General features: G+C 69.6%; 21 protein-coding genes and 1 pseudogene. 14 read left to right on the top strand and 8 right to left on the bottom strand.

The features are described 5' to 3' along the window. Positions 1 to 5 precede the first annotated feature (5 nt). Genes resB through IE107_RS32190 form a run of 3 tightly spaced genes read left to right on the top strand, consistent with a single transcriptional unit; the run spans position 6 to position 3459 of the window. Entirely contained in the window at positions 6 to 1796 is a 1791-nt protein-coding gene (gene resB, locus IE107_RS32180; RefSeq protein ID WP_189547893.1) for a cytochrome c biogenesis protein ResB, read from the top strand. Next, positions 1793 to 2881 (top strand): c-type cytochrome biogenesis protein CcsB, encoded by a 1089-nt coding sequence (ccsB, locus tag IE107_RS32185; RefSeq protein WP_189547894.1) that lies wholly within the window; start codon positions 1793 to 1795, stop codon positions 2879 to 2881. The genes resB and ccsB overlap by 4 nt, the downstream gene beginning before the upstream one ends. A 50-nt stretch (positions 2882 to 2931) precedes the next feature. Further along, complete coding sequence (locus IE107_RS32190; RefSeq protein WP_189547895.1) at positions 2932 to 3459, top strand: SRPBCC domain-containing protein; 528 nt, start codon at positions 2932 to 2934, stop codon at positions 3457 to 3459. Between the two features lie 9 nt (positions 3460 to 3468). Here IE107_RS32190 and IE107_RS32195 read toward each other — a convergent pair whose 3' ends face one another. From IE107_RS32195 to IE107_RS32205, 3 genes are all read right to left on the bottom strand, one after another. Beyond that, the gene (locus tag IE107_RS32195; RefSeq protein WP_189547896.1) at positions 3469 to 5028 is read right to left on the bottom strand and encodes a type 1 periplasmic-binding domain-containing protein; all 1560 of its coding nucleotides are present in this window, start codon (positions 5026 to 5028) and stop codon (positions 3469 to 3471) included. Beyond that, positions 5021 to 7135, bottom strand: a complete 2115-nt coding sequence (locus IE107_RS32200; RefSeq protein WP_229867416.1) for a hypothetical protein — start codon at positions 7133 to 7135, stop codon at positions 5021 to 5023. The genes IE107_RS32195 and IE107_RS32200 overlap by 8 nt, the downstream gene beginning before the upstream one ends. 164 nt (positions 7136 to 7299) lie before the next feature. Further along, positions 7300 to 7695: a PLD nuclease N-terminal domain-containing protein gene (locus tag IE107_RS32205; protein WP_189547897.1), complete on the bottom strand. Its 396-nt coding sequence runs from the start codon at positions 7693 to 7695 to the stop codon at positions 7300 to 7302. Positions 7696 to 7886: 191 nt separating this feature from the next. Here IE107_RS32205 and IE107_RS32210 point away from each other — a divergent pair, with 191 nt between their 5' ends. The 3 genes from IE107_RS32210 to IE107_RS32220 all read left to right on the top strand — a co-directional run bounded on the left by IE107_RS32210 (position 7887) and on the right by IE107_RS32220 (position 11310). Then, positions 7887 to 9344: a menaquinone biosynthesis decarboxylase gene (locus IE107_RS32210; protein ID WP_189547898.1), complete on the top strand. Its 1458-nt coding sequence runs from the start codon at positions 7887 to 7889 to the stop codon at positions 9342 to 9344. Then, the gene (gene mqnP, locus IE107_RS32215) at positions 9341 to 10258 is read left to right on the top strand and encodes a menaquinone biosynthesis prenyltransferase MqnP (protein ID WP_189547899.1); all 918 of its coding nucleotides are present in this window, start codon (positions 9341 to 9343) and stop codon (positions 10256 to 10258) included. Before IE107_RS32210 ends, mqnP begins: the two co-directional genes overlap by 4 nt. A 395-nt stretch (positions 10259 to 10653) precedes the next feature. Next, positions 10654 to 11310, top strand: a complete 657-nt coding sequence (locus IE107_RS32220; RefSeq protein WP_189547900.1) for a DUF4232 domain-containing protein — start codon at positions 10654 to 10656, stop codon at positions 11308 to 11310. Between the two features lie 28 nt (positions 11311 to 11338). Here the strand turns inward: IE107_RS32220 and IE107_RS32225 are convergent, their stop codons facing one another. After that, entirely contained in the window at positions 11339 to 11974 is a 636-nt protein-coding gene (locus IE107_RS32225) for a rhomboid family intramembrane serine protease (protein ID WP_189547901.1), read from the bottom strand. A gap of 139 nt (positions 11975 to 12113) precedes the next feature. Here IE107_RS32225 and IE107_RS32230 point away from each other — a divergent pair, with 139 nt between their 5' ends. Continuing rightward, positions 12114 to 12788: a UbiX family flavin prenyltransferase gene (locus tag IE107_RS32230; protein ID WP_189547902.1), complete on the top strand. Its 675-nt coding sequence runs from the start codon at positions 12114 to 12116 to the stop codon at positions 12786 to 12788. An 8-nt stretch (positions 12789 to 12796) separates the two neighbouring features. Here IE107_RS32230 and IE107_RS35835 read toward each other — a convergent pair whose 3' ends face one another. Continuing rightward, on the bottom strand, positions 12797 to 12931 hold the full coding sequence (locus tag IE107_RS35835) for a hypothetical protein (RefSeq protein ID WP_268246631.1): 135 nt from the start codon (positions 12929 to 12931) through the stop codon (positions 12797 to 12799). Between the two features lie 132 nt (positions 12932 to 13063). On the opposite strand from IE107_RS35835, the gene IE107_RS32235 reads away from it, so the two are divergent. The 5 genes from IE107_RS32235 (at position 13064) to IE107_RS32255 (ending at position 17597) form a co-directional block, all read left to right on the top strand. Further along, positions 13064 to 13519, top strand: a complete 456-nt coding sequence (locus IE107_RS32235; RefSeq protein ID WP_189547903.1) for an Lrp/AsnC family transcriptional regulator — start codon at positions 13064 to 13066, stop codon at positions 13517 to 13519. Between the two features lie 97 nt (positions 13520 to 13616). Then, positions 13617 to 14780, top strand: coding sequence for an aminofutalosine synthase MqnE (gene mqnE / locus IE107_RS32240; RefSeq protein ID WP_072488132.1), 1164 nt, complete (start codon positions 13617 to 13619; stop codon positions 14778 to 14780). A gap of 111 nt (positions 14781 to 14891) precedes the next feature. Continuing rightward, positions 14892 to 15419: a GNAT family N-acetyltransferase gene (locus IE107_RS32245; RefSeq protein ID WP_189547904.1), complete on the top strand. Its 528-nt coding sequence runs from the start codon at positions 14892 to 14894 to the stop codon at positions 15417 to 15419. A 151-nt stretch (positions 15420 to 15570) separates the two neighbouring features. After that, on the top strand, positions 15571 to 15825 hold the full coding sequence (locus IE107_RS32250; RefSeq protein WP_189547905.1) for a DUF4229 domain-containing protein: 255 nt from the start codon (positions 15571 to 15573) through the stop codon (positions 15823 to 15825). 425 nt (positions 15826 to 16250) lie between these two features. Next, a complete protein-coding gene (locus IE107_RS32255; RefSeq protein WP_189547906.1) occupies positions 16251 to 17597 on the top strand; it encodes a dicarboxylate/amino acid:cation symporter in 1347 nt (448 codons plus the stop codon). 41 nt (positions 17598 to 17638) lie between these two features. Here the strand turns inward: IE107_RS32255 and IE107_RS35840 are convergent, their stop codons facing one another. After that, positions 17639 to 17761, bottom strand: a complete 123-nt coding sequence (locus IE107_RS35840) for a hypothetical protein (protein ID WP_268246632.1) — start codon at positions 17759 to 17761, stop codon at positions 17639 to 17641. Positions 17762 to 18002: 241 nt separating this feature from the next. Here IE107_RS35840 and IE107_RS35845 point away from each other — a divergent pair, with 241 nt between their 5' ends. Further along, positions 18003 to 18914, top strand: coding sequence for a collagen-like domain-containing protein (locus tag IE107_RS35845; RefSeq protein ID WP_189547907.1), 912 nt, complete (start codon positions 18003 to 18005; stop codon positions 18912 to 18914). 234 nt (positions 18915 to 19148) lie between these two features. Then, entirely contained in the window at positions 19149 to 19778 is a 630-nt protein-coding gene (locus IE107_RS32265; protein ID WP_189547909.1) for a TetR/AcrR family transcriptional regulator, read from the top strand. Here IE107_RS32265 and IE107_RS32270 read toward each other — a convergent pair. Together IE107_RS32270 and IE107_RS32275 are read right to left on the bottom strand one after the other, a co-directional pair. Then, a pseudogene (locus IE107_RS32270) lies at positions 19732 to 20072 on the bottom strand (MaoC/PaaZ C-terminal domain-containing protein); the annotation flags it as partial. The gene IE107_RS32265 and the pseudogene IE107_RS32270 overlap by 47 nt on opposite strands. A gap of 100 nt (positions 20073 to 20172) precedes the next feature. Next, positions 20173 to 21348, bottom strand: coding sequence for a tetratricopeptide repeat-containing glycosyltransferase (locus IE107_RS32275; RefSeq protein WP_229867418.1), 1176 nt, complete (start codon positions 21346 to 21348; stop codon positions 20173 to 20175). Positions 21349 to 23335: the final 1987 nt, after the last annotated feature.

The following is a 23335-nucleotide window of genomic DNA, read 5'->3' on the forward strand; positions in this document are numbered from 1 at the left end:
GTTCCATGAGCAACACCAAGTCCAACCCCCCCGCCCCCGAGCGCGAGCGCCCGGACGAGCGGGACCGGGAGAACGCCCCCGAACTGGGCGCCGCCGGCTCCCAGCTCTCCACCGCCCCGCGCGAGGAGAGCGCGGCCGGACTGCCCGCCATGGGCGTCATCGGCTGGGCCCGCTGGTTCTGGCGGCAGCTCACCTCGATGCGGGTCGCGCTGATCCTGCTCTTCCTGCTCTCGCTCGGCGCCGTCCCCGGCTCGCTGATCCCGCAGAACAGCGTGGACGAGATGAAGGTGGAGACCTTCAAGAAGGCCCACACCACCGTTTCGCCGATCTACGAGAAGCTCCAGTTCTTCGACGTCTACAGCTCGGTGTGGTTCTCCGCGATCTACATCCTGCTGTTCATCTCGCTCATCGGCTGCATCGTGCCGCGCACCGGCCAGTTCATCGGCCAGCTGCGCAGCCGGCCGCCGGGCGCCCCCAAGCGCCTCACCAGGCTGCCCGCGTACACCACCTGGCGCACCGAGGCCGGGCCCGAGCAGGTCCGCGAGGCCGCGCTCGCGATGATGCGCAAGCGGCGCTACCGCGCGCACATCGTGGGCGACGCGATCGCTGCGGAGAAGGGCTATCTGCGCGAGGCCGGGAACCTGGTCTTCCATGTCGCCCTGATCGTGATGCTGGTGGCGTTCGCCTTCGGACAGCTCTTCAAGTCCGAGGGCGGCAAGCTGATCGTCGAGGGCGACGGCTTCTCCAACACGCTCACCCAGTACGACGACTTCAAGTCCGGCTCGCTCTTCGACGACGACTCGCTCGTCCCGTTCAGCTTCACGCTCGACAAGTTCACCGGTACGTACGAGCGCAGCGGCCCCCAGATCGGTACGCCCAGGACCTACGAGGCCCATGTGACGTACGAGAAGGGCGCGTACGGCAAGCCGCAGAAGACCGTCATCAGGGTCAACGAGCCCCTCGTCGTCGACGGCACCAAGGTCTATCTCAACGCGCACGGCTACGCGCCCATCGTCTCGGTCAAGGACGGCAGGGGCAAGGAGGTCTACCGCAACGCGGTGCCGCTGCTGCCCATCGACAACAACGTCACCTCGACCGGTGCGATCAAGGTGTTCGACGGCTACCGCGACAAGAACGGCAAGAAGACCCAGCTGGGCTTCCAGGCGTTCTTCGTGCCGACCTTCGCGGGCAACGGCAAGGGCACGATGTTCTCGCAGTTCCCGGCTCCCGACATGCCCGTACTGGCCCTCAACGGCTACTACGGCTACCTCGGTCCCGACTCCGGCCTCGCGCAGAACGTGTACCAGCTGGACAAGACCAAGATGAAGGAGTTCAAGGACGCCGACGGCAACCAGCTCAAGCAGCGCCTGCTGGTCGGCGAGACGATGAAGCTGCCCGACGGCGCGGGCTCCATCACCTTCGAAGGCATCCAGGAGTGGGCCAGCTTCCAGATCTCGGAGCAGCCGGCCAGTGGCTGGGCGCTCACCGGGGCCGTCGCCGCGATCGCCGGACTCGCGGGCTCGCTCTTCATCCAGCGGCGCCGGGTCTGGGTACGGGCGGTCACCGGCGCGGACGGTGTCACGGTCGTCGAAATGGCGGGTCTCGGCCGCAGCGAGTCCGCCAAGCTTCCCGAGGAGCTGGCCGATCTCGCGGTCACGCTCATCGCCTCGGCGCCCGCCGCGCCCGAGGCCGATACCGCGCCCGGCACCGATACCGAGCCCGGTTCATCCCCCGAACCGGATTCCGACTCCGTCGAAGAATCCTCCGAAGAACCTGCCGAAGGGGCTGAGAAGTGAATCTCGCCGCCGCAACCAACGAGAACCTGGCGCACACCAGCAATGTGCTGATCTATTCGTCGATGGCCGTCTACACCCTGGCGTTCTTCGCGCACATCGCGGAATGGGTGTTCGGCAGCCGCAGCAAGGTCGGCCGCACCGCCGCCGCGCTGACCGGGGCCGAGGGCGCGGGCGCCGGCGGCTCGGTGAAGGTGCAGGTCGCGCAGAAGGGCGGCGGCACCGCCGTACTGGACCGCCCGAAGATCGTCACGCGCTCCGCGGCCGGTACCCGCGACGTGCCGGACGGGCCCGGCGCGGCCGGCGGCACGTTCAAGGGCGACCTCTACGGGCGCATGGCGGTCTCCATGACCGTGCTCGCCTTCCTCGTCGAGGCCGGCGGAGTCATCACCCGCGCGATGTCCGTGCAGCGTGCCCCCTGGGGCAACATGTACGAGTTCTCCATCACCTTCTCCACGGTGGCGGTCGGCGCGTACCTGACCCTGCTCGCGCTGAAGAAGAACGTCCGCTGGATGGGACTGCTCCTGGTCACCACCGTCCTGCTGGACCTCGGCATCGCGACCACCTGGCTCTACACCGACAGCGACCAGCTGGTGCCCGCGCTGCACTCGTACTGGCTGTGGATCCACGTCTCCACCGCCATCCTCTGCGGCGCCGTCTTCTACCTCGGTGCGGTCGCCACCCTGCTCTACCTCTTCCGCGACAGCTACGAGAGCAAGCTCGCGAACGGCGGTCAGCCCGGTTCGTTCGCCCAGTCCGTGCTCTCCCGGCTGCCCGCCGCCGCGACGCTCGACAAGTTCTCGTACCGCATCAACGCCGCCGTCTTCCCGCTGTGGACGTTCACGATCATCGCGGGCGCCATCTGGGCGGGCGACGCATGGGGCCGCTACTGGGGCTGGGACCCCAAGGAGGTCTGGTCCTTCATCACCTGGGTCGCGTACGCCTGCTACCTGCACGCACGCGCCACCGCGGGCTGGAAGGGCCGCAAGGCCGCCTACCTGGCGCTGATCGCCTTCGGCTGCTGGCTCTTCAACTACTACGGCGTGAACATCTTCGTCACCGGCAAGCACTCCTACGCCGGCGTCTGAGCAGGTCCTGTACGGGTGCGGATCCCGCACCGCCGGGCCACGCTGGAACCATGACCGATGCGCCCCCCGTCATCGAGCCCGGAACCAGCGAGACCCATGGTGACCTGCACACTCTGAGGTTCGTGCTACGGCTGCCCCACCCCGTTCCGCGGGTGTGGGCAGCCGTTGCCAGTTCCAGGGGGCTGCCCGGCTGGCTCGCCGCCGCCGATCCCTTCGAACCGCGGGTGGGCGGCGCGATCACGCTCCGCTGGCTCAACACCGGCCCGGAGGGCCGGGCCACGGTCGCCTCCGGCAGGGTCACCGCCTGGGACGTCGAGCGGGTCGCCGAATACACCCTCGAAGGGATTCACGGCCGCATCCGCTTCCACCTGGAACCCCCGCGCGGCGACCATGTGCTGCTGCGGTTCACCAATGGGTTCCGGGGCGACGACGAGCTGCGCCTGGACTGCCTGGCGGGCTGGCACGACCACTTCGGCTACCTCGTGGACGCGCTTGACGGATACCCGGCCGACTGGTCGAAGTGGACCCCGGTGCGGTGGGCCGGGCTGCGCGAGGAGTACGTGGCGGCCGAGCGGTGAGAGGCGGCCTCACGGCGCCGAGGACGGCGGCATGCACTTCGCGTCCGGCGGCCTGCCCTCCGGCCAGGCGATCGACACGAACCGCTGACCGGCGTCCTCGGGCGCCAGCTCCACCACCGGAACCGCCTTGTTGTACGGGTTGCCGTGGTTGTCCAGGCAGATCCACCCACCGGCCCCCGACACCCGCAGCGAGCCCTTCACCCGCGGCCACTGCTCGCCCACGTCCGCGAGCCGCGGCAGCCGCTTGCCCTCCGGGGTCGCCTGCCGGACGGCCTGCACCGCCAGCGTCATCGCGTCGTGCGCGGTGATCACCTGGCCGTCGGTCAGGGCCTGGTGATCCGTCGGACCGATCGGGCCCGCGGGCTTCTTCGACACCGTGGCCAGCAGGTCCAGGAAGGCGCGGTAGTCCGCCGCGGAACCGCCCGTGGCGGCCCCGCCCTTCTCCGTCGCCCAGGCGTCCGGATGCGCCAGCGAGGCGTAGCGGACGGTCACCTTCCGGCGCAGCGCGCTCCGGTCGAGCTTCTTGTCGATGCCGAGGTACGAGCCCTCGTCACCGGTCAGGATCGTGAACGCGCGGCTCTGGCAGCCGCGGGCCCCGAGCGCGTTGATGAACTGCCGCAGCTGGACGTGGCGTCCGGCGAAGAACACCGTCTCCGCGTCCGTGTCGCAGATCAGGTGCGTGATCTGCTGGAAGGTGTTGGCCGTGGTGCCCTCGTCATTGGGGTCGCTGCGCGAGGTGAACAGCTCCGGCTGGTACCGGGTGCCCTTCACCAGCGAGGTGAAGGCGGCCCGCAGTGTGTCCGTGTAGTGGTCCCCGGTACGGGTGTCCTGCACCAGCAGTGCCTTGTCCGCCTTGACCTGGCCGAAGTGGGCCAGGGCGCGCGCCTCGTCCCGGTTGGTCGGGGAGACCCGGGCCAGGCCGGGGAACGGGTCGCCCTTCGGGCCGTTGGCGATGTCGTCGGCCGTGATCGTGGTGCCGACGACCGCGATGTGCGCGGCGGTCAGCGCCTTGACCGCCGACTTGACCTGCGTACTGCTGGTCGCGACCCCCGACACGGCCCGCAGGTTGTCCGGGGCCCCGGTCATCCTCTTCAGCCGGTCCACCGTCGGCCGCCACAGCAGGTTGTTCTTCCCGGTGTTGGCGAGCACCAGCCGGATCTTCGGCACCTGATCGTTGGAGAGGCGGTTGGCCCGGTACTGCTCGGCGAACGCGCCCTGGAGCTCGCGCTGCATCTTCGTCTGCATCGCCGCGTCCGTCGACGTCAGCGGCAGCAGCAGCGCGACCGTCGCGTACCGGCCGGGCTTCAGGGTGTCGTTCTCGCGGGCGATGGCCGCGGCGACCTCGGTCAGCTTCGGCCGTCCGAAGTCGTAGCCGTCAGCGGAGACGCCGACGCACTCGTCGCTGCCCAGCGGCCGCTCGACCCCCGGCGCGCAGGAGCGGTCCTCGGGGGCGGTGAGCCGGCCGATGCCGTACCAGCCGGACGTGATCACCAGGGCGGCGGCCACGACCGAGGTGACGACCTTCTGCCGGGCCGTGTACCAGAGGCGGTAGCGCAGTGGATTACGCATCGGGGCCGCCGTTCTCCCGGCGCCGTCCCGGCCCGCCGTCGCCCGTGCCCGGTTCCCCGGGTGGCATGGACAGCGGACGCCAGGCCCTGATGTCCCGCGGCCAGTGCGTCGCCGCGTCCCACAGCAGGCTGTTGCCCGTCGGATGCCTGCCGGACAGTTGCCGCAGTTCGTGCGCCATCTTGTCGATCACCTCTTCGTCCGGCAGGGCCAGTGGATCGGACAGCAGCCATACGGCGTGCAGCAGCCGGCGCAGCTGCACATGGAGCTCGGCGGCCGCCGGTTCGAGCCTGCTCGGCGGCGCGTTGTCGGCCCGGCCGAGCGCGACCGCGCGCCGCGGGTCGGGGCCGGCGGATCCGCGCGTACGCGGGTACGGCGCCGAGGCGATGAAGCGCAGCGAGTCGAGCCACACCGCCACGTCCGGCTCGTCGAACCGCAGCCGCAGATGGCCCACGCACGCCTCCGCGTCGCCCAGCACCAGCTTCTGGTGCAGCAGATGCGGGACGCTCGGGCGGCGACCGCCGGGGCCGTACGCCCCGCGCAGCGTGACATGCACGGCCTGCCACACCGCGTACGACGGATGGTCGCCGTCCTGGAACCGGAGACGGTGCAGCAGCAGCGCCCGCAGCAGCGGATCGGCGACGAAGTGGACGGGCCCGACCGGCCAGTCCTCGGCCCGCAGCGCATCGCGCATTCGCAGCGCCACATCGCCGTCCGGCGACCCCCGGCCCAGCCGGCTCTCGGCCAGCAGCCGTGCCGAGTCCTCGCCGTGCGCGGCGGCCAGCACGCCGAGGAAGTCCAGCCGCTGCTCGGGTCCCGGCAGCAGCCGTGCCAGCAGCTCGTCCGCCACCAGGGCCGGCGCCCGGTCCTCGCGCACCTCCACCGTGCGGTCCAGCAGCGACCCCGGCACCAGCGAGGCGGACTCCGGCGCCCCGCCCGCCGCCAGCGCCAGCAGCTCCACCGCCAGCGGACGCCCGCCCGTCAGCCGGTGCACCCCACGGGCCAGCCCGGCCGGGACACGGCCCGTCCGGTCGTGCCGGTCGAACGCGGAGCGCACCTCCTCCGGGCCCAGCGGGGTCAGCTCCACGGCCAGGATCCCGGAGGTCACCCCCGTACCCCTGGACCAGTGCGAGCCGTGCGCCACCTCCGGCAGCCGCCGCCGCACCGCATGGCTCAGCCCCTCGTGGTCCCGGACCCGCGAGGAGGCGAACACCGCGATCCGGTCGAGCACCCCGGCGGCCCGCTGCCGCAGCAACGGCTCCACCAGCTGCCGGCCCAGCGGCGTGTGCGCGTTGTCGACGAGCAGCACCGGACGGCCCCGGCGGGCGCCCCAGGACAGACCCCCGTAGGCCGCGACCAGGTCCGCGGCCAGCGCCAGCACCAGATGGTCCTCGGCCCGGCGGCGCAGATCGCCGCCGCGCTCGAAATCGACCGCCAGCTGCCGCAGCCCTATCCGGCCGTTGCCGCCCGCGTGCGGGTAGCCGCCGTACCAGTCGGCCGAACGGCGCTGGAAGCGGCTGAACGACTCCTCCAGGACCGTCTCGACGGTGGCTTCCGCGATCATCCCGGCCATCGGGGCCACCGAGTCGAAGGCGCTGGCGGCCAGCTTGGTCAGCACCTTGGTGACCCAGCCGGTCGCCGCGTCCCCGCGGCCGTCGACCGTTGCCAGCATCGGGCCGAGCGACTGGAGGTCCCGCCGGGCCCGGGTCTCGTCCTCACGGGTCCAGGAGATGGAGGCGACCGCCACGAGCCCGAGGCTCAGCCGGGGGAACTGCACCGGACGCGCGGCACGCACCCTGGCCGTCAGCTGGGTGGCGAGCTCCGGCAGCGCGCCGGTGACCGGGGTCCAGCCGGGGCCCGCGTCCTCGGGCGCCACCACGGCCTCGCAGTCGACCAGGGCGACCGGGGTGATCTCCCGGTACAGATGGCGCAGTTGCTTGAGGACGGCCGTCTTGCCCATGCCGCGGCCACCGGTCAGCACGGCGACCGGGAGATCGTCGCGGTGCTCGTAGACGACCCGGGCGGAGCCGTACGGAGTGAGGCCGGTCAGGCGCGCCGCAAGTCCGTCGTTGCCGAAGATCGCCTCGCGCCCGTACAGCTCTCTCTCCACAGCACCCCCAGCCTCGACGCTCCATCCGATCTGTCACACCGTCAACACAAGGGTATCGCCCGGGTGTTGGGGAGTGGAGAGGAATTTCGAACGATCGAGCGGGTTCGGCGGAAGGCCGCTGTCTCCGCGTGCAGCGAGGGATCGCCGTCCCGGTCCGCGGGGAGCTACTCGCCCGAAGGGCTCGGGCTCTCCCCGTTCTCACGGCGCTTCAGCTCCTCCTCGCGGCGGCGCAGATCGGCCTCCCAGTCCTTGAGGAGCGACTCGTCCTTCTTGTTCTCTTCCTTCAGTGCCTTCAGGAACTCCGGATTGTCGTCCGGCGCCACCCACTGCGAGCGGTGGTTGCGGTGCCATTCGGACGGTGTACGGCCTCCGGCGGGCGCGTGGCGCATCTTGCCGGCGGCCAGCCAGACGATCGGGCCCACGATCCAGAACAGCAGGATGATGAAGACCCAGGCGATCTTCGGAAGGTGCTTGGCCTCGTCCTCGGGGGTGTTCAGGCAGTCGATGAACGCGTAGATCGTCAGCGCCAGAGGCACGAGATAGATCAGGGCCCGGAACATGATGGAAAGGTCCCCCTGCGGAGAGTTGGCGGGGCTTGTCCCGCCCCGGTTCGGGCCCAGAGTAGCCGGTGTCCGTGACATATCACGTCGAGCAGGGTGAACCGGCCGCGGGACGCGGGGGCGGCCGGGTCGCGAACCGGTCGGGTGGGGTCCGCGGGGTGATCGGCGACGGTGATGACAAACTGGACGGCATGGCTTACGACGATCTTCGTTCCCTCCTCCGGGCCCTGGAGCGCGAGGGCGAGCTCAAGCGCATCAAGGCCGAGGTCGACCCCTACCTGGAGGTCGGCGAGATCGTCGACCGGGTGAACAAGGCGGGCGGCCCCGCACTGCTCTTCGAGAACGTCAAGGGGTCCTCGATGCCCCTGGCCATGAATGTCTTCGGGACCGACAAGCGACTGCTCAAGGCGCTCGGGCTGAAGTCGTACGCCGACATCAGCGACAAGATCGGCGGGCTGCTCAAGCCGGAGCTGCCGCACGGCTTCGTCGGGGTGCGCGAGGCCTTCGGCAAGCTCGGCTCGATGGTGCACGTGCCGCCGAAGAAGGTGAAGCAGGAGAGCGCCCCGGTGCAGGAGGTCGTCCTCACCGGCGACGACGTGGACCTGGACCTGCTGCCCGCGCTCTTCACCTGGCCCGAGGACGGCGGCTCCTTCTTCAATCTGGGCCTCACGCACACCAAACACCCGGAGACCGGCGTGCGGAACCTGGGGCTGTACCGGCTCCAGCGCCACGACCGCCGCACCATCGGGATGCACTGGCAGATCCACAAGGACAGCCGCAACCACTACCAGGTCGCCGCCAAGCGCGGCGAACGGCTGCCGGTCGCCATCGCGTTCGGTGCGCCGCCCGCGGTGACGTACGCCTCCACCGCGCCGCTGCCGGGGGACATCGACGAGTACCTCTTCGCCGGGTTCATCCAGGGCAAGCGGATCGAGATGGTCGACTGCAAGACCGTGCCGCTCCAGGTCCCGGCCCAGGCGGAAGTGGTCATCGAGGGGTGGCTGGAGCCCGGGAAGATGCTTCCCGAGGGGCCGTTCGGCGACCACACCGGCTTCTACACACCGCAGGAGCCGTTCCCCGCACTGACCATCGACTGCGTGACCATGCGGAAGCGTCCGCTGCTCCAGTCGATCGTGGTGGGCCGGCCGCCGACCGAGGACGGGCCGCTGGGACGGGCCACCGAGCGGTTCTTCCTGCCGCTTCTCAAGATCATCGTGCCGGACATCGTGGACTACCACCTGCCGGAGGCGGGCGGCTTCCACAACTGCGCGATCGTCTCGATCGACAAGAAGTACCCGAAGCACGCCCAGAAGGTGATGAGCGCCATCTGGGGTGCGCACATGATGTCGCTGACCAAGCTGATCGTGGTCGTCGACTCCGACTGCGACGTCCACGATCTGCACGAGGTGGCGTGGCGGGCGCTCGGCAACACCGACTACGCACGGGACCTGACGGTCACCGAGGGCCCCGTCGACCATCTCGACCATGCCTCCTACCAGCAGTTCTGGGGCGGCAAGGCGGGCATCGACGCGACGAAGAAGTGGCCCGAGGAGGGCTACACCCGGGACGGAGGCTGGCCGGACATGGTCGAGTCCGACCCCGAGACGGCGGCGAAGGTCGACCGCCGGTGGAAGGAATACGGACTGTGAGCGCCGCCGAAGCAGCACTGGGCTCAGGGCCCGTACAGCCGAACAGCAGGGTCAAGGCGTTCCTGCGGCTCGTGATGATCGAGCACTCGGTCTTCGCGCTGCCCTTCGCGTACATCGCCGCCCTGACCGCGATGTTCCAGGCGGACAGGGCCATCCACTGGGGCACCCTGCTGCTCGTCACGGTCGCGATGGTGGGGCTGCGGACCTTCGCGATGGCCTGCAACCGGATCATCGACCGGGAGATCGACGCCCGTAACCCGCGTACCGCGAGCCGGGAGCTGGTCACCGGGGCGGTCTCGGTGAAGTCGGCGTGGACGGGGGCGCTCGTCGCCGTCGTCTTCTTCCTCGGCGCGGCAGCGCTGCTGAACCCGCTCTGTCTGGCACTCGCGCCGGTCGCCGTCGTGCCGATGGTGGTCTATCCGTACGGGAAGCGGTTCACCCACTACCCGCACGCCATACTCGGCATCGCACAGGCCATAGGGCCGATCGGCGCCTGGCTCGCGGTGACCGGCAGCTGGTCGTGGGACGCGGTGATTCTCGGTCTCGCGGTCGGGATCTGGATCGGCGGCTTCGACCTGATCTTCGGCTGCCAGGACGTCCAGGCGGACCGGGCGCACGGGGTGCTCTCGGTGCCGGCCCGCTTCGGCATCCCGGCTGCGCTGTGGGGGGCGCGGGTCTGCCATGTGGTGACGACCGGGCTGCTGGTCTGGTTCGGGCTGGCCACGCAGGCCGGGCTGTTCTACTGGCTCGGCATGGCGATCGTCGCCGTCGCGTTCGTGTACGAGCACCGGGTGGTGCGGCCGCACGATCTGTCCCGGCTGAACCGGGCCTTCTTCTCGGTCAACGGCTTCATCGGGATCGCGCTCTTCGTGTGCGCCCTGCTGGACCTGCTGGTGCGGGGCCTGACCGCCTGAGCCTGCCCGGGGGCCGTGTCCGGCCGACCCAGGACCTCGTCCTGGACGGACGTCCGCCCCGGGCGCGGGCGGGGCGGGCCGAGGCATGTCACCTGTTGTGGTCAAGGACCGTTGCGTTACGAGTCCGTCCCAGCGGGCCGCGGTGGTGAAGAGGTGCGCAACGGTGGCGGGAACCGTCGGCGGCGGGGGGCGGACGGCGGCAGGGGAGGGGCGCGGGCGGGGTGTGCCCGGTGGTGGTGCGCGCGGTGCCCGGCTGTGTGTGTAACAGCGGTGTATTAGCGGGTGGTTGGGCGGAACGCCTCGCAGGGACGGCCGCCTCTTGGTGATCAGAAACGTTCGCTGGTACCGACCGTGCCGAGCGGCCGACACCCCCCACCGACACCGAGGAAGAAACCATGCGCGTACAGAAGCTCACTTTCGCCGCCCTGGCCGTTGTCGCCGGTCTCTCGCTCACGGCCTGTCAGAACGGCGAGGACGACCTGGGACGGACCGCCCCGTCGTCCGCGTCCTCCACGAGCGGCGGTTCGGGCTCGGGTGCTTCGGACCAGAGCGACGGGAAGGCCTCCGCAGGGAAGGGGTCCGGCGGACAGGGCACGGCCGCCGGGACCGGTTCCAACATGAACGGCAAGGTCGGCAAGTGCCGCACCGACGAGCTGGAGATCACAGCGACGGACAGCACCATCGACGGCGACCCCGACGGCACCGTCGCGGTGGAGCTGAAGAACGGCGGCGGCCGGGACTGCGTGCTCTCCGGGTACGCGGGCGTCGACCTGAAGACCAGCTCGGGGTCGCTGTCGGCGGAGCGCACCGGTGAGAAGGCCACTCCGATGACCCTCAAGGACGGGAAGTCGGTGTACTTCGGCATCAACTACCCGATCAACGAGTCGGGCGGCTCCGGCGTCCGCATCACGGGCCTGGTGGTGACCCCGCCGGACGAGACGAAGTCGGTCACCCTCGACTGGCCGGGCGCCGCCACGCTGCCCGTCACGGACGGCTCCGGCTCCCAGGTGAAGGTCGGCCCGATGGGGAGCGCCGGCCAGGGCGAGGGCTGACCCGGACACCACGGGATCCGTCCGCGCTCTACGGTACGAGCGGCGGGGCAAGCGTCGCCGAACCCCGGCCACGCGCGTGGCGGCGGAAGACGAACGCCGCCGCCACGCCCGCCGCGAGCCCGAACAGATGGCCCTGCCAGCTGACCGAGGTGTTGGCGGGGGAGAGCCCCACCAGGATCGACGAGCCCCATATCGCGCCGACCACCAGACCGGCGGCGATGTCGAGCGCCCTGCGGTCGACGAAACCCCGGACCAGCAGATAGCCGAAGAGGCCGAAGACCAGCCCGGACGCGCCGGCCGTGTTGGAACCGTCCGGTGAGACCAGCCAGACGCCGAGCCCGTCGACCACGATGATCATCGCGGCCACGGCGGCGAATCTGCGGACGCCGCTCAGCGCCGCCAGGAAGCCGAAGACCAGCAGCGGCACGCTGTTGGAGGCGACATGGCCGAAGCCGAAGTGGATGAAGGACGCGGGCACCACGTCCAGCAGCTCGCCGGCCCGGCGGGGCTCGATCCCGAACGAGTCCAGTGAATGGCCGGTCGCGGCGTCGACGACTTCGAGCAGCCAGAGGAACGCCACCCAGCCCAGCATCAGCTTGGCCGCGCTCTTCGCGCGCTCGCCCGCGGTCCATGCCGGCGCGGACCGGTCCGACGATGCGGTCATCGTGCCCCCCTGCCGTCCTCTGTCGTTCCTTGCCGTTGCCTGCTGTCCCTGTTCCCTCCCCTGGAACGCCCGAGGCACCTTGCTCAGTTCCGGTTTCGTACCGCCGGATAGGCTCAGGAGTGTGGATTCCGGGACTTCAGTGAGTCAGCACCAGCGACAGCCTTGGATTGTTGGGGTTTCAGGCGCTTCAGGCACCCCATTTGCCGCCGCCGTGCTGCGCGGTCTACTGGCCGCAGGGGAGAGCGTCGACCTGGTGGTGAGCCGGGCCTCGCGGCTGACGCTGCTGGACGAGACCGGGATCGCGTTCCGCGACGGGCACTGGCAGGAGGATCTGCGCAGCTGGCTGGCGCGCGGGGCGGACGGGAAGCCGCACACCTTCGACGTGGACATCGAGGGCGTACGTTACTGGGCGGCCGGTGATCTGGGAGCGGGGCCGTCCTCGGGGTCGTACCCGGCGAAGGGGATGCTGATCGTCCCGGCCTCGACGGCCTGTGTGGCCGGAGTGGCGCTCGGGCTCTCGAAGGATCTGCTCCAGCGGGCCGCGAGCGTGACGCTCAAGGAGCGGCGGAGGCTGGTCGTCGCGGTGCGGGAGACTCCGCTGAACGGACAGACGCTGAAGCATCTGGTGAGCCTGGACGAGGCGGGCGCCGTGGTGCTGCCCGCCTCTCCGGCGTTCTACGCGGGGGCGACGCACATCCAGGATCTGGTGGACTTCGTCGCCGGGCGGGTACTGGACGCGGCGGGCGTGCCGCACGATCTGTACCGCCGGTGGGAGGGAGAGCTCGGTGGCGGCTCCCGTGACTCCCGTGGCTGAGCCTGTGGTCAGCGCTTCTTCATGGCGCGCGGCTTGCGGGCCCGGTCGACCCGGTGCGCGGCGGCGGGCTGGTGGGCACGCGAGCGGTTGGCCAGGTCCTGCAGCTCGCGCATCCGGGCGTAGGCCATCTCGATCGTGTACACGGTGTTCTCACTCCTGAAGATTCGAAAGCGTTTTTTGGATGTTCGGGAAGATTTGCAGGCGCTGGAGCCTGCATGCCTTAGATTCTACACGTAAACTCGCGATACTGCTGAACAATGGAAGGTTTCAGTCATATGGACGCGGTGGACAGGCAGCTCATCCAGGCCCTCAGGGAGAACGGCAGGGCCTCGTATGCCGAGCTGGGACGGCTCGTCGGGCTCTCAGGGCCCAGCGTCACCGACCGCATCAACCGGCTGGAAAGCGCCGGTGTCATCACCGGCTACCGCGCCACCGTCGACGCCGCGTCCCTGGGGCTCGGGGTCACGGCCCTGATCGGCATCTCGCTCTCCGACGCGGCCGATCACGAGGACGTGGCGCGTCGGCTGAAGGACCTCGCGGAGATCGAGGACGCCTGGTTCATCGCGGGCGACGACTCGTACATGCTCAAGGTGCGCGTCGGTGACGTGGACGGCCTGGAGAAGACCATCCGCCGGCTCAGCGGCACCAGGGGTGTCTCGCGCACGCGTACCACGATCGTGCTCTCCACCAAGTGGGAGAACCGGGTCGGAGAACTCCCCGAGCAGCCGTAGGCGTAACGTGGTGGGGCCCCCGGGTGACCGGGGGTTTCATCTGGTATCACCCGTCACCGGGAAACGCACAGCACGTCGACAACTGGGAGGCAGCCGCATGGACGTCGGGCTCAAGCGCGAGCTGGAGGAGAAGGTCCGCGCAGGGGAGCGGCTGACCCGTGAGGACGGCATCGCCCTCTACGAGTCGGACGACCTGGCCTGGCTCGGCGGCCTGGCGCACGAGGTACGCACGCGCAAGAACGGCGACGTCGTGCACTTCAACGTCAACCGGCACCTCAACATGACCAATGTGTGCACCGCGTCGTGCGCCTACTGCTCGTTCCAGCGCAAGCCGGGCGAGAAGGACGCGTACACCATGCGCATCGAGGAGGCCGTCCGTCTCGCGAAGGCGATGGAGGGCGAGAACCTCACCGAGCTGCACATCGTCAACGGGCTGCACCCCACCCTGCCCTGGCGGTACTACCCGCGTTCGCTGAGCGCGCTGAAGGAGGCCCTGCCGCAGGTCTCCCTCAAGGCGTTCACAGCCACCGAGATCCACCACTTCGAGACCATCTCCGGGCTCTCGGCCTCCGAGATCCTGGACGAGCTGATCGAGGCCGGTCTGGAGTCGCTGACCGGCGGCGGTGCGGAGATCTTCGACTGGGAGGTCCGCCAGCACATCGTGGACCACGACACCCACTGGGAGGACTGGTCGCGCATCCACCGCCTGGCGCACGAGAAGGGGCTCAAGACCCCGGCGACCATGCTGTACGGGCACATCGAGGAGCCCCGGCACCGCGTCGACCACGTGCTGCGGCTGCGTGAGCTCCAGGACGAGACCGGCGGCTTCCAGGTCTTCATCCCGCTGCGCTACCAGCACGACTTCGTGGACATGAAGGACGGCAAGGTCCGCAACAAGCTCCAGGCGCGGACGACCATGGCGACCGGCGCCGAGGCGCTGAAGACCTTCGCGGTCTCGCGGCTGCTCTTCGACAACGTCCCGCACGTCAAGGTCTTCTGGGTGATGCACGGTGTGCAGACCGCCCAGCTCGCACTCCAGCACGGTGCGGACGACATGGACGGCTCGGTCGTCGAGTACAAGATCACGCACGACGCGGACAACTACGGCACGCCGAACAAGCTCGGCCGCGAGGATCTGCTGGACCTGATCCGCGACGCCGGCTTCCGGCCGGTCGAGCGCAACACCCGGTACGAGATCATCCGCGAGTACCCGGGCCCGGACGCCGGGCGGCGCGAGTCGCCGCAGCCGATGCGCGTCTGACCCGCGCGTCGTCAGCGGTTCGGTTTCACGGGAGCCCCGGCCTCGGCCGGGGCTTTCTCGCGTTCCGGACCTGGTTTGAGGCGCCAAGCCGGTAATGGTTAATCTGCATCTATGGCACTTACATTCGAACTGGACCCCGCCTTCGACCGCGCGCTGCGGGACGGCATCGCCGAGCTGTGGGCCGATGTCTCCAACGCGGGCGGCGCGGTCGGCTTCGTACCACCCGTCACGACCGACGACGTGCGGCCCGAGCTGGTCAGGCACCTGGTCGCCATGGCCGAGGGGCGCACCCGCCTGCTGATCGGGCGCGACGAGGACGGTGCCGTCGCGGCCACGGCCTTCCTCGCCCTCAACAGCCACCGGCTGATGGCCCACTGGCTCTGGCTCTACACGGTGATGGTCCACCCGCGCCACCAGGGCAAGGGCTACGGGCGCGACCTGATGGACGCCGCGGCGCGGGCCGCCCGCGGGATCGAGGGGATCGAAGCCGTCCGGCTCACCTGCCGCGGCGGCACCGGCGTCGACCGGTTCTACGCCTCGTGCGGATACAAGGAGGTCGGGCGGGTTCCCGATGCGATCCGGGTGGCCGAGGGGGACGATCGCGACGACATCATCATGCTGCTGCCGCTCGGCGTCTGAGGCGCTTCCGTCCCCTTTGGTGCAGCCCTCCGAAGTGATCGATTCCGGGGCATGCTTCACTGGTCGGGCAGGATCGAAGGACCGTCATACCCTGAGAGAGAGGCCAACTGTGTCCGCTGCCAAGCCGAGCGCGACAATCCGGTACACCGCGATGCGCCTCAGTATCTTCGTCGGCTGCCTCGTCGTCGCGGCCGTGGCCGTCCACTTCGGCCTGCTGCCTGCCGGGACGAACGGCTCCAATCCCATTTGGGTCATTCTGCTCGCCCTGATCCTGTCCGCGCCGCTCAGCTTCGTACTGCTGCGCAAGCAGCGCGACGAGATGTCCGAGCAGATCGTGGCCACGGTCGACCGCGCCAAGGGGCGCCTCGACGCGAACCGGACCCGTGAGGACCACGTCACCCAGTGACGCGGTGACAACGGCGTGAGGGCTGCGTAAGCTTCCTCACACCCACAGAGTTTTCCTTCGAAACCCCAGCACCGGAGCGCCCGCTCCTGTACTGGGGTTTTGTCGTTCCCGCGGATTCCGGGGCGGTCCAGGGCGGGAGAGCGGCGGCCGTGCGGGCCCCTCGGGGTCAAAGAAGAGCTTTGAGCTTCTCAAAGTTCAAGTGTTAACGTGTTCGGCATGAAGACAGCAGTGCGCCATCGACACGCCGCGAGCGTCCCGCTCGTGGAGCGCCTGCATGTCGACCTCTGCCGCTGTATGTCCGCGGTCTGTTGCCGCAAGGTCTGAACGGCACCATGCAGCGGCGCCGCCCCTGACGCGGGCGCCGCACCCCCGTCCCCGCACAGTCGTCCCCGTGCGCCCCGATGCGTCACATCTGGAGTGTGTCCGTGTCCGCGAACCCCGCGTCCACCGCTGCCGGCAGTCCGTCCGGCACCGGTTTCCGTATACCCAAGGTCCCGTTCTGGGCCCAGATAGTCGCCGGTCTCGTCCTCGGTGTCGTACTCGGCTGGCTCACGCGTACGTACGACATCGGCTGGCTCTACACCACGCTCGACAAGGTCGGCCACATCTTCGTCCAGCTGCTGAAGCTGGCCGTCGCGCCCCTCGTCTTCTTCGCGATCCTGGTGTCGATCACCAACCTGCGCAAGGTCAACAACGCCGCCCGGCTGGCCACCCGCACCCTGCTCTGGTTCATGATCACCTCGCTGATCGCGGTCGCCATCGGCCTCGCGATCGGCCTGGTCACCAACCCGGGCTCCGGAACGGGCCTCACGCCGAAGGACGGCAAGCTGCCCGAACACGCGGGCTCCTGGCTCGACTTCCTCACCGGCATCATCCCGGACAACGTGATCACGCCGTTCACCGAGCTGAACGTGCTCCAGATCGTCTTCATGGCCGCCGTCGCCGGCATCGCCGCGCTCCAGCTCGGCGAGAAGGCACAGCCGATCCTCACCCTCAGCGAGTCCGTCCTGGAGCTCCTCCAGAAGGCCCTGTGGTGGGTCATCCGTCTCGCCCCCATCGGCACCGTCGGCCTCATCGGCTACGCGATCGCCGACTACGGCTGGGACCTGATCGGCAAGTACGCGACGTTCACCGCCGATGTCTACATCGGCTGCGCCCTGGTGCTGTTCGGTGTGTACCCGCTGCTGCTCGCCACCGTCGCCAAGCTCAGCCCGGTGCAGTTCTTCAAGGGCGCCTGGCCGGCGATCCAGCTGGCCTTCGTCTCCCGCTCCTCGGTCGGCACCATGCCGGTCACCCAGAAGGTCACCGAGCGCCTCGGCGTCCCGAAGGAGTACGCCTCCTTCTCCGTCCCGTTCGGCGCCACCACCAAGATGGACGGCTGCGCCGCGATCTACCCCGCGCTGGCGGCGATCTTCATCGCGCAGATCTTCGACGTGCAGCTCGGCGTCGGCGACTACGTCCTGATCGCCTTCGTCTCGGTGATCGGCTCGGCGGCCACCGCCGGTCTCACCGGTGCGACGGTCATGCTGACCCTCACCCTGTCGACGCTGGGTCTCCCGCTGGAGGGCGTCGGCCTGCTCATGGCCATCGACCCGATCCTGGACATGATGCGCACGGCCACCAACGTGGCGGGCCAGGCGCTGGTCCCGGTGATCGTCTCGGCCCGCGAGAAGATCCTCGACCACGACGCGTACAACTCGGCCTCCTCCTCCCCGGTCGACGGCGACGAGGTGCGCGACACCGAGCCGGAGCGGGTGCCCGTCGCCGCGTGACCACGCGCACGCACGGCATGCAGGAGCGCCCCCGGACCGCCTCACGGCAGGACCGGGGGCGCTCCTGCGTCGTACCGGCCCCGGGTGGGGCAGCGGGACGGGCGGCGTTCGACGACCGCGGCCTCGTTCTTGATGACCACGCACAGGCAAACAGACGGTTTCACGGAAACACCAATTCCCCGGCGGACAGGCGCGCGTGACGTTACGTACGGAGCCGGGCGGTGCGACTGCGGCACGCCGGATGCGCCACGGTGTCGACACCCGACCGGACGTGGCCGATAGGCCAATGCGTTACACAGTGCCGCCCGGCTGTAAAGCGACTCCTTCCGAGATCCGATGAACCGACCGGAGCGTGAACACGCTTCGTTGTGGCTTCACTTGATTCAGCTCTGGAAGGAGCAGCGAATGAGTCCTGACAACAGGACGCGGTCCTCTCTCGGTCCCATTCCCCGGCGGCGTGCATGGCTGACCGGGACCACGGTCGCCTCGATCGCCCTCATCGTCACGGGGTTCGCAAGCCCCGCGGTGGCCGCGGCGCAGCAGGTGCGTCCGGTTGCCGGCAGCAGCGTCGCAGTTCCGTCGGGCAGTGACAAGTGCCGGGTCGAGAAGCCCAAGAAGACCAAGAAGCCGAAGAAGCAAAGGTCGGTCGCGGAGCAGGCGTCGGTTGCGCTCGGCGGCGGTGACAAGGACAGGTGCAAGGTGGGTCCCACCGGGCCGACGGGTCCCACCGGGCCCAAGGGTCCGAAGGGTGACACGGGCCCCACGGGCCCCACGGGTCCGAAGGGTGACACGGGCCCCACGGGTCCGAAGGGTGACACGGGTGCCACGGGTCCGAAGGGCGACACGGGTGCCACCGGCGCGACCGGTCCCACGGGTCCGAAGGGCGACACGGGTGCCACGGGTCCGAAGGGCGACACGGGTGCCACCGGCCCCACCGGCCCCACCGGCCCCACCGGTCCCACGGGTCCGAAGGGCGACACGGGTGCCACCGGCCCCACCGGTCCGTGTGCTGACATCGATTCCCTTGACCCCAACAACGCGGAGGAGTTCAGCGCCGTACTCAGCAACGGGAGCGCGTTCGTCGGACGCCGGGACACCAACCCCGCGCCTCCGCAAGGGGACTACTCGTGGGTGGACCTGTCGAACAACGAGAACTTCCCCGAAACCGCCTGTGCCATCTCCCTGGTGGACCACGGCAACGACTCGTACGTGAAGGTGTTGACCACCGAGGGTGAGGTCTGGGAGACGCACGGCGACACCAACGATGACAACTTCATCTGGGACGAGCCGTGGTTCCTGGTAGTTGCGCAGCCCTGATCCCGTAGGACGGTACGGCGCGGGGCTCCGTGAAGCGGAGCCCCGCGATCGGGGGCTGGATCCTGTCGGAATCGAAGAATGACACCGTGTGCTGCGTCCGAGGCCGTACCCCCCGGGCGCAGCACACGCTTGCCTGCGTACGACGGGGGGAGTAGGCCCACGCCGTACCCTTACCGGGGAGTGGCACACCGGGGGCGGGAGGAAGTCGGCGTGGGCGCGGTGAAGAGCAAACGGATGCCGCGGGCGGTGCGTGAGCAGCAGATGATGGACGCCGCCGTGCAGACCTTCGGGCAGCGTGGCTACCGGGCCGCCTCCATGGACGAGATCGCCGAGCTGGCGGGGGTGTCCAAGCCGCTCGTCTATCTGTATCTGAACTCCAAGGAGGAACTCTTCACCTCCTGTATCCGGCGCGAGGCGAAAGCGCTGGTCGAAGCGGTGCGGGCGGGGGCGGAGCCGGGATTGCCGGCCGATCGGCAGCTGTGGTCCGGGCTGCGGGCGTTCTTCACGTACACGGCGGAGCACCCGGACGGGTGGGCGGTGCTGCACCGCCAGGCGCGTACGCACGGCGAGCCCTTCGCCGACGAGGTGACGGCGATGCGGGACGAGATCGTTGCTTTCGTGACGGAGCTGATCGGGGCCGCGGCACGCGAGGCGCACCACGATCCGGCGCTGCCCGACCGTGATGTGTCGGGGCTCGCGCAGGCGCTCGTGGGAGCCGCGGAGTCGCTCGCCGGGTGGGCGAACGAGACCCCGGGCGTCTCGGTGAAGGAGGCCGCGGCCACCTTGATGAACTTCTCCTGGGCGGGGCTGGAGAACCTTATGAACGGCCGTCCCTGGCAGCCGCCGGGCCCGTCCGCCCGGTGAGGTGGATCCGGCCGACGCAGCGCACTTCGAAGCCGGTGGCGTCCGCGGCGTAGGTGGCGGTGGCGGGCAGCCGGACGGGGCCCTGAAGTCGGCCCGTACCCAGGGGAGTTCATCGGGGTGCCGTGTCTTGGCCGGAGAGCGGGCGACGGTCCGGATGCCGTGGGCGATGGCGCGGGGGAAGCCGAAGAGCCGGGCGGTGAGCGGGTACAGGCGGATGGGATTCCGGTCGCCCGACGCGGCGCCGTACCGCCGGCCGCGCCGGTGGGGGGCCAATCCTTCGAGGAGGAGACCGAGGCGCTGTCACCGGAAGTGAGCGCCCCGGCCGCGACACGGTGCCGCCGAGGCGGCCTGTTCCGTGTCGCGGCCGGAGCCCCTCAGCTGTCCCGCGCGTCCGTCATGCGGTCCGTGGGCGGGCAAAGGTGGCAGGTGCCGACCGGCCGGTTCCCGCGGCGACACGATCGGCGGCGAATCTGCGGTTGCTGATGGTCTGCTCACGGAAGTTGGCCGGGAGGTCGGGCATGGCGAGGAGGCGATCGCAGGAAGCCAGCGATCCGTGCGCGTCACCGGTCCAGTAGGCGGTGATGGAGTGCTCGAAGAGCAGGCCCCAGCTGTATACCCAGGGTTCCATGAACAGCCAGTCCTGGGGCGCGGGGCGGTTGAGGCCGGCGACGGCGAAGGCATGTGCGGCTTGATAGCGCCCCTTCTTCCTCAGCCGGGAGACCAGCTCGTAGCAGGCCTCCAGCCGCTGCGGCCGGGATTCCCACGCATGGGTGAGAGCCTCCAGGGCGCCGGGCCAGTCGCCGCTGTCGGCCTTGAGCACCCCCACCTGGAGCAGGGCGTAGTACACCTCCTCGGCCCATCCGCCCATGCCGGCCCGGCGTTCGTATGCCGCGATCGAGTCCCGGGTCTCACCCATGTCGCGGAGGGTCTGCGCGAGGTAGAAGACGGCGCGGGAATTGTCCGGGTCGCGCTTGAGGTCCTCGCGCAGCAGACGGACGTCCCGGGTGAACTTGTCCCCGCGTGAGCCGCCGTCGGCGAAGTGCTCGATGCTGAGGACCTGGAGATCGGCGACGGTGTGCTGCTGGTCGGTGGTCAGGTATTCGTGGGTCGCGCCCTCGTACCGCCACAGGATGTCCCCCTTGACCAGCCGGGGGATGCGGTATTCGAGGGCGCCCAGGTGGCGCAACATGTAGGAATCGGCGCTGAGTTCGGAGAGCGCGGACAGCTTTCCCTCTCGTCGGACAGCCATGTCGGCGTCGATGAGGAGGAGGTAGTCGGCCTTGCCGCGTGCGCGCTGGATGTTCAGGGTGCGGTTGTGGCCGAAGTTGGTCCAGGGATCCTCATGGAGCTCCCCCGGAATGTCCTTGAACGTGGCGCGGATCAGTTCCTGGGTGCCGTCACGGGAGCCGGTGTCGGAGATGACCCAGGTATCCACCAGGTCACGCACGGAGTTCAGGCATCGCTCGATGACCTTCGCCTCGTCCTTGACGATCATGCACAAGCAGATCGACGGCTTGCGGGGCGGGGCGGCCGGCAGCTTTTCGGTAGGGCGGTCGATCAGATTTGACACCTGGATCTTCCAATCTTGCGTTTATGGAATAACGCCCCACGCGAATTGGTGCGGCGTACGGGGTCGGCCGTTGCGGCCACCGGAGGAGAGCGACGCCAACGCGCCGAAAACAGGGGACCGTGTCGCGACGCGGAATGCTCGGAGGCGCACAGGCGGTCCGGCCGAAATGACCAATAGGTCCAATTAGACTGAAAACAGGGACAGATGGATGCGTCTGCCTCACCCACAAGGGGTGCCGTCTGCGCTCGTACGGCATATCAGCGCGTGGCGCATATGCCGATCACTCGCTGCACCTGCCACATTCACGGCTCCAGTCCACGCAGAACCGGTAAGGAACCGAGATGTATAAAACGAGAAGTTGGGACATTCTGTCTCGCTCGACTCTGGGTGCCATGTCGCTGGGTATGACTCTGGCGCTGTGCCCCATGGGCATCGCTCACGGAGCGCCGAACCCCACGGGTATGCAGGCGGCCGACCGAGTGATGGCCAGCCGAGTTCTGGCCAGCGTGTCCGGGAAGGTCATCTCCAACAACTCTCAGAGCATCCGCAGCGCTCCCACCACCCAGTCAGCCATCGTGGGCAGCGTGCCTCCCGGCGGGCTTGTATCCATCGCTTGCCAGGTGGTCGGCCAGAACGTCAGCGGCAACAACCTGTGGTACCTGCTGTCCGACGCCAGTGGCTGGATGAGCGCCCGATACATCTTGACGCAGGGCACCGTGCCGTTCTGCGACGGCTACCCGGGGACGGGTCCCACCGGTCCCACCGGTCCCACCGGTCCGACGGGTCCGACGGGTCCGACGGGTGCGACGGGTCTGAAGGGTTCAACGGGGCCGACGGGTCCGACGGGTCCGACGGGTGCGACGGGTGCGACGGGTCCGACGGGTGCGACGGGTCTGCAGGGTGCGACCGGCGCGACGGGTGCGACTGGTGCGACGGGTCTGCAGGGCGCCACCGGTGCGACGGGTCCGACGGGTGCGACGGGTCTGCAGGGTGCGACCGGTGCGACCGGTGCGACCGGGGCCACTGGTGCTAATGGTGCGACGGGCCCGACGGGTCCGACGGGTGCCACTGGTCTGCAGGGTGCGACCGGTGCGACGGGTGCGACTGGTGCGACGGGTCTGCAGGGCGCCACCGGTGCGACGGGTCCGACGGGTGCGACGGGTCTGCAGGGTGCGACCGGTGCGACGGGTCCGACGGGTGCGACGGGTCTGCAGGGTGCGACCGGTGCGACCGGTGCGACTGGTGCGACCGGTGCTGATGGTGCGACGGGCCCGACGGGTCCGACGGGTGCCACTGGTCTGCAGGGTGCCACTGGTGCGACCGGCGCTGATGGTGCGACGGGTCCGACGGGTGCGACGGGTGCCCCGGGTGCGCCGGGTGCCACTGGTGCGACCGGCGCTGATGGTGCGACGGGTCCGACGGGTGCGACGGGTGCGACGGGTCCGACGGGCGCGACGGGTCTGCAGGGTGCGACCGGTGCCACTGGTGCGACCGGTGCGACCGGTGCTGATGGTGCGACGGGTCCGACGGGTCCGACGGGTGCGACGGGTCTGCAGGGTGCGACCGGTGCCACTGGTGCGACTGGTGCGACCGGTGCTGATGGTGCGACGGGTCCGACGGGTCCGACGGGTGCCACTGGTCTGCAGGGTGCCACTGGTGCGACCGGCGCTGATGGTGCGACGGGTCCGACGGGTGCGACGGGTGCGACGGGTCCGACGGGTGCGACGGGTCTGCAGGGTGCGACCGGTGCCACTGGTGCGACCGGTGCGACCGGTGCTGATGGTGCGACGGGCCCGACGGGTCCGACGGGTGCGACGGGTCTGCAGGGTGCGACTGGTGCGACCGGTGCCAATGGTGCTGATGGTGCGACGGGTGCTACCGGGCCGACGGGTCCGACGGGTGCCACTGGCCTGCAGGGTGCCACGGGTGCGACCGGTGCCAATGGTGCTGATGGTGCGACGGGACCCACGGGCCCGACAGGTGCGAC

This window comes from Streptomyces gelaticus (genome assembly GCF_014649535.1).
Lineage (GTDB): Bacteria > Actinomycetota > Actinomycetes > Streptomycetales > Streptomycetaceae > Streptomyces > Streptomyces gelaticus.